General features: G+C 62.0%; 5 protein-coding genes. 1 reads left to right on the top strand and 4 read right to left on the bottom strand.

Annotated features, from left to right (window positions below):
* Window positions 1–16: 16 nt before the first annotated feature.
* Together flhC and flhD are read right to left on the bottom strand one after the other, a co-directional pair.
* Window positions 17–607 (bottom strand): flagellar transcriptional regulator FlhC, encoded by a 591-nt coding sequence (flhC, locus tag G3N92_RS31310; RefSeq protein WP_206131413.1) that lies wholly within the window; start codon window positions 605–607, stop codon window positions 17–19.
* 96 nt (window positions 608–703) lie between these two features.
* Window positions 704–1,024, bottom strand: a complete 321-nt coding sequence (gene flhD / locus G3N92_RS31305) for a flagellar transcriptional regulator FlhD (protein WP_277396217.1) — start codon at window positions 1,022–1,024, stop codon at window positions 704–706.
* 576 nt (window positions 1,025–1,600) lie between these two features.
* Between flhD and G3N92_RS31300 the strand changes: the two genes are divergently transcribed.
* Complete coding sequence (locus tag G3N92_RS31300) at window positions 1,601–2,665, top strand: glycosyltransferase family 4 protein (RefSeq protein ID WP_206131412.1); 1,065 nt, start codon at window positions 1,601–1,603, stop codon at window positions 2,663–2,665.
* 95 nt (window positions 2,666–2,760) lie between these two features.
* Here the strand turns inward: G3N92_RS31300 and G3N92_RS31295 are convergent, their stop codons facing one another.
* Window positions 2,761–3,057, bottom strand: coding sequence for an H-NS histone family protein (locus tag G3N92_RS31295; RefSeq protein ID WP_206131411.1), 297 nt, complete (start codon window positions 3,055–3,057; stop codon window positions 2,761–2,763).
* A gap of 549 nt (window positions 3,058–3,606) precedes the next feature.
* Window positions 3,607–4,434, bottom strand: coding sequence for a Cof-type HAD-IIB family hydrolase (locus G3N92_RS31290; protein ID WP_206131410.1), 828 nt, complete (start codon window positions 4,432–4,434; stop codon window positions 3,607–3,609).
* Window positions 4,435–4,598 lie beyond the last annotated feature (164 nt).

The following is a 4,598-nucleotide window of genomic DNA, read 5'->3' as shown; positions in this document are numbered from 1 at the left end:
CCGATTCGGCCGGGGCTCAGGCGGCGGCGAACACCGCGGGCGCGGCGGCCGGCAGCGGCGGCTCGGCCAGACGCGGTTCGGCCTTCGCGGCAGCCTTGCGGGTCTTGCCGGCGCGCGACGGCGGCTGGCACAGGCCGCACACGAAGCCTTGCTGCGGATCGTGGGCATGCGCGACAAAATGACCGCCGCAGCGCGTGCACGGCGTCATCTGCAGCATCCCGGAATCGAAGAAACGCACCAGCGTCCAGGCGCGCGTGAGGCTCAGCGCCGCTTCGTCGTCGGACAGCCCGACGTGTTCCAGGTAGAGCCGGTAGCTCTTGACGATCGACTGGATCGAATCGCAGCCGCCGTGCGCCTGCATGAAGCGGTAGATGTTATAGAACAGCGACGAGTGGATGTTCGGCTGCCAGGTCATGAACCAGTCCGTCGAGAACGGCAGCATGCCCTTCGGGGGCGAAACGCCCTTCAGTTCCTTGTACAGCTTGATCAGCCGGTCGCGAGACAGATTGGTCTCGGCCTCGAGCAGTTGCAGTCGTGCACCCAGCTCGATCAGCTCGATCGCCAAGGTGATTTCCTTGACCTCGAGCACCACGCTCTTCGTCGCCATTGCTAGCCTCCGGAATTTCCGGGTATGAAGCGGCGCTCGCGCTCACCGGACGCGCGAACGCGCACCGGGCCACGGCTGCCAGTGTTTTGGAAAAAATTATCGGAGGCTTTCGACGGGCTGGCCGGCCATCAGGATGGCCGTGTGTGCCTGCGCGACGGCCGTGCTTCGGCCCTTGTCGGCAAGCGAGGACAGCAACGCATGGTCGTCGAAACGGAAGCGGCAGAGCATCTGGTTCGATGCGGCCAGCTTGACCGTTTGTGCGAGTGTCAGGTTCGCGAGCACTTCCGCGAGGTCTTCCGAGATACCCATGCGGAACATGCCCATTGCCTTGTCTTCACGCAGCAGACGCTGCGCGAGCAACAGGTACGACAGGTTCACTTCCTTGATCTCGGCGAGCATTTCACTGGTCGCGCTCATGATTCCCCCGTAAGAAATCTTGGCCATCTGCTTTGAAAACGTTTGCCTTGGTCGCTCGCCCTCCGTGGGTCGGTAACCGGCGTTTATATTCTTACGGCATTGTGGCCAATCGGATTTTGCGCCGGTATCAGCGAAGACGAATCTACAACGCAGGATTTCTCTGTAAACCGTGTAGGAATTTTTCCGACAGTGTCAGAGAATTACTGAGGATGGAAAAATCGCGCAAACCGTTGATCCGAAAGGGATCTCAAGCGATCGATCAGAGTTTTTTTGGCAAATTATAGAACTATTTCTACGGCTGTAACAATCGGCTGGTAAGGGTAGGAAAGCAGGTTCCGACAGCGGCGCGACCGCCGCCGAGGCTACCCGGTAAACTCCCTATTTCAGCCTGTAACAAGGGTTAAGCGTTTGAAAATTCGCTCGATCCGCCGCGAGCCATCCCGATAATAGAGTCGAACGGTCGGCCGGCGGTCAAAAATTTTTCGTCTGCGCCGCCCCATCGTCTGCCGCCGGCGACGCCCTACAGGGTGCGACCTCCCGGCAGGCCCGGCCACCATACGCACAGGAGAACCACTCATGCGCATCGCACAAGTTGCCCCGCTCTACGAAGCCGTCCCGCCGAAGCTCTACGGCGGCACCGAACGTGTCGTGTCCTACCTCACGGAAGCCCTGGTCGAACTCGGCCACGATGTCACGCTGTTCGCCAGCGGCGATTCCGTCACGTCGGCGAAGCTCGAAGCGTCGTGGCCGCGCGCGCTGCGCCTCGATCCGTCGGTTCGCGACTGGATGGCGCCGCACATGCGCCTGCTCGAGCAGATCGCTCGCGTCGCCCAGGATTTCGACGTGCTTCACCTGCACCTCGACTATCTGCCGTTCCCGCTGCTCTCGCGCCTCGACGTGCCGTACGTGACCACGCTGCACGGCCGTCTCGACCTGCCCGAGCTGCAGCCGGTGTTCAACGCGTTCCCGAACGCGCCGGTGGTGTCGATCTCGAACTCGCAACGCGTGCCGCTGCCGCAAGCCGGGTGGGCCGGCACGGTCTATCACGGCCTGCCGGATCAGCTGCTCACGCCGCAAACCGATCGCAAGCCCGAATATCTGGCGTTCCTCGGCCGCATCTGCCCGGAAAAGCGCGTCGACACGGCGATCCGCATCGCCGCCAAGGCTGGCCTGCCGCTGAAGATCGCGGCCAAGGTGGACAAGGTCGACGAGGAATACTTCAAGACCGAGATCGAGCCGCTGCTGGCGACGGCCGACGTCGAATTCATCGGCGAGATCAACGAGGCGCAGAAGCCGGCGTTCCTGTCGGGCGCCAAGGCGCTGCTGTTCCCGATCGACTGGCCGGAGCCGTTCGGCCTGGTGATGATCGAATCGATGGCCTGCGGCACGCCGGTGATCGCGTTCAACCGCGGTTCGGTGCCGGAAGTGATCGAAGACGGCCTGACCGGCTTCATCGTCGAGGACGAACACAGCGCGGTGGGCGCGCTGCAGAAAATCGATACGCTGTCGCGCACCGCGATTCGCGAACGTTTCGAAACGCGTTTCAGCTCGAAGGCCATGGCGCGCCAATACGTGCAGATTTACGAAACGCTGGGCGCCACCGCCAAGCAGCCGCATTTGACGCGACTGGCAGCAAGCTGATCGGTATTCGGGCCGAACGGCCCGAAATTCGAATCAAAAAAAGAAAGCCGCATCGACGATGCGGCTTTTTTATTTGCGGCGCCCGGCACTGCGGCTTACTCCACGAGAAAACGCTCGCGGTTTTTACCGACGATCCAATTCGGCGGCTTGCCCCGGCCGCTCCAGGTCGCCCCCGACTTGGGATCGCGGTACTTGGGCGGCAGCGGCGCCTTTTTCGGCGGACGGCCGCGGCGGGCTTTCTCGGCAAAGCCGAGATCCTGCGCGGTCAGGCCATATTCGGCGATCTTGCGTTGCACATCGGCTATCACGGCCTCCACTTCCTGACGGCGAACGTCATCGGCTTGCGCTTGAAGGTCAGCGATCTGCGCCTTGAGTTTTGCGTATTGAGACATGTTTACTCCCTATTCACGATTCGCCAGGCCATCGGAGCCTAATCACTATCCTTGTTTTTCGCAATCGGCACTGCACCGGAATTCAATCAAACCGAATTCTTACGAAAAGGATTTATAGTGGATGCACTTCATTTCGGCACCGAGTTAATTCTAAAGAAATTCGCACCCGATCCATCTTGAATTTAACAATCCTTGACGCTTCGACACGCGCTGGCTTTTCCTATAATCCAGAGCGAAACACGCTGCGTCAATTACATCGCGTTACGCCCCATCACGGTGACAAAATTAACGCCCTTTCTGACGCAAATCGTGACGAAAAGGTGTCGGAAAGTTAACGCTCGGGAGGTGTTGCGCAATCGCGCCAAGCCGCGCCAATACAAGGCGGGCGGCTTACGAAATGACGTCGGCACGGCAATCGCGAAACGCGCCGCGCCGGTGCTGCCGAATCGGAAACGCCATTCGGCGCATTTTCTTGAAGCAGTGCCGCCGCACCTATTGTTTTATTCGTAGGCGCGACAACGCCGGTTTTGAATGCCGTGCGGCGCGAATTCAGCGCGCGATACCCGCGCCGGCGTCGAGTTCGAACAGACTGCGCAGGTGGCGGGCCACGCCGGCTTCGGCATTGCTGCCGATGCGCGGCACGTCGGGCAGCCGCAGCATCAGATCCGGATTGGCGTTGTGCATCATGAACGGAAAACCGGCCGTTTCGAGCAGATCGATATCGTTCATGTTGTCGCCGAACGCCACGCAATGCGCGCGATCGAGGCCGAGCCGCTCCAGCACGACGCGCAGCGCGCGGCCCTTGGACACGCCGGCCGCCATCACTTCGAGGCAATCGGGCAGGGAATACGTGACGTACAGCGCCTCGCCGAAACGGTTCTTCAGATTGGCCGCCACCGCCGCCAGATCTTCCGGCTCGCCGATATACAGCACCTTGGCGACATCCGTGCCGTCGTGCGCGAGCAGATCGGCGACGCGATAGACGAAGCCCGAATCCTGATGGAAATCGAGCAGATCCGGCGCGTCGCGGTCGATCAGCCAGGTTTTGTCGGTGAACAGATTCACGATCACGCGGCCATGCTGGCCAACCACCCCGGGACGCACCAGCTCGCGCACCATGTCCGGCGCGACGTCGCGCGCATGCAGCGGCGTGTCGTCGGGCGCATGCACGCGGGCGCCGTTCGAGGTGATCAGGTACGGCCGGATACCGAGCACGTCGCGAATGCCGGCCACGTCGGCATGGTGACGCCCCGTCGCGATGATGAACGGCACGCCGTCGGCCGCCAGCCGCTGCACCGTTTCGACCGTGTAGGGATCGAGCTGGTGGTCACGGTTGAGCAGCGTGCCGTCGAGATCGGTGCAGATGACTTTGTACATGGCGGGGGCGGGCAGAGCGCGGAAAGCTGGCATTTTACGCCGCGCGGTCGCGCTCACGCCGCTCGCGGTGGCCGCGTTGGCGCTGGCCGCCTGCACGACCGTCGGTCCGAACTATCGGGTGCCCAAACAGGCGCTCGTCAACGCGCCGCTGGCCGATGCCCCGC

The organism is Burkholderia sp. Ac-20379 (genome assembly GCF_017104645.1).
In the GTDB taxonomy this organism is placed as follows: domain Bacteria; phylum Pseudomonadota; class Gammaproteobacteria; order Burkholderiales; family Burkholderiaceae; genus Burkholderia.
This window is presented reverse-complemented; position numbering and strand designations above follow the sequence as displayed.

What these genes read in the sequence shown, in the direction of transcription:
- flhC (WP_206131413.1), bottom strand. Translation starts at nt 607, where the DNA reads ATGGCGACGAAGAGCGTGGTGCTCGAGGTCAAGGAAATCACCTTGGCG.
- flhD (WP_277396217.1), bottom strand. Translation starts at nt 1,024, where the DNA reads ATGAGCGCGACCAGTGAAATGCTCGCCGAGATCAAGGAAGTGAACCTG.
- G3N92_RS31300 (WP_206131412.1), top strand. Translation starts at nt 1,601, where the DNA reads ATGCGCATCGCACAAGTTGCCCCGCTCTACGAAGCCGTCCCGCCGAAG.
- G3N92_RS31295 (WP_206131411.1), bottom strand. Translation starts at nt 3,057, where the DNA reads ATGTCTCAATACGCAAAACTCAAGGCGCAGATCGCTGACCTTCAAGCG.
- G3N92_RS31290 (WP_206131410.1), bottom strand. Translation starts at nt 4,434, where the DNA reads ATGTACAAAGTCATCTGCACCGATCTCGACGGCACGCTGCTCAACCGT.